This window comes from Pseudomonas sp. RL, from assembly GCF_000647775.1.
In the GTDB taxonomy this organism is placed as follows: Bacteria; Pseudomonadota; Gammaproteobacteria; order Pseudomonadales; family Pseudomonadaceae; genus Serpens; species Serpens flexibilis.
This window is the reverse complement of sequence record NZ_JBOY01000170.1, coordinates 1-965: the sequence shown is the minus strand read 5'-3', so window position 1 is coordinate 965 and position 965 is coordinate 1. Positions and strand designations below refer to the sequence as shown.

General features: G+C 71.8%; 1 protein-coding gene. It reads right to left on the bottom strand.

What is annotated here, in order from left to right:
- On the bottom strand, positions 1 to 965 hold a 965-nt coding region (locus AS93_RS0117755), incomplete at both ends, for an acetyl-CoA C-acyltransferase (RefSeq protein WP_027591841.1).

Below are 965 nucleotides of genomic sequence, written 5' to 3'. Positions count from 1 at the left end.
CGCCGCCGATGCAGATCGCGGCGATGCCCTTGCGCAGGCCGCGTTCGCGCAGCGCGGCGAGCAGGGTGACCAGGATCCGCGCGCCCGAGGCGCCGATCGGATGGCCGAGGGCACAGGCGCCGCCGTTGACGTTGACCCGGGCGTGGTCCAGCCCGAGCTGGCGCATGGTGACCATGCTCACCACCGCGAAGGCCTCGTTGATCTCGAACAGGTCCACCTCGTCGAGGTGCCAGCCGGTGCGGGCCAGCAGGGCCTGGATGGCGCCGATCGGCGCGGTCGGGAACAGGTTCGGCGCATCGGCGAAGGCCGCATGGCCGCGAATCACCGCTTGCGCCTTCAACCCCAGGCGTTCGGCCTCGGAATGCCGGGTCAGCAGCAGCGCGGCGGCGCCATCGGAGATCGAGCTGGAATTGGCCGCCGTCACCGTGCCGCCATCGCGAAACGCCGGCTTGAGCGTGGGGATCTTCTCCGGGCTGGCCTTGGGCGGCTGCTCGTCGTCGGCGATGGTCCGCTGCTCGCGGCCGCGGGTGACGGTCAGCGGGACGATCTCGCCGGCGAAGTGGCCGCCGCTGATCGCCTCGCGGGCGCGCAGCAGCGAGCTCAGCGCGTAGGCGTCCTGTTCCGCGCGGCTGAAGCCGTGGTTCTGCGCGCAGTCCTCGGCGAAGGTCCCCATCAGGCGGCCCTTGTCGTAGGCGTCCTCCAGGCCGTCGAGGAACATGTGGTCGAGCACTTTGCCGTGGCCCATGCGGTAACCGCCGCGGGCCTTGTCCAGCAGGTACGGCGCGTTGGACATGCTTTCCATGCCGCCGGCCACGAGCAGATCGACGCTGCCGGCGCATAGCGCGTCGTGGGCGAAGATCGCCGCCTGCATGCCGGAGCCGCACATCTTGTTCAGCGTGGTGCAGGCGGTGCCCTGGTCCAGGCCGGCGCCCAGGGCCGCCTGGCGCGCCGGCGCCTGGCCCAGG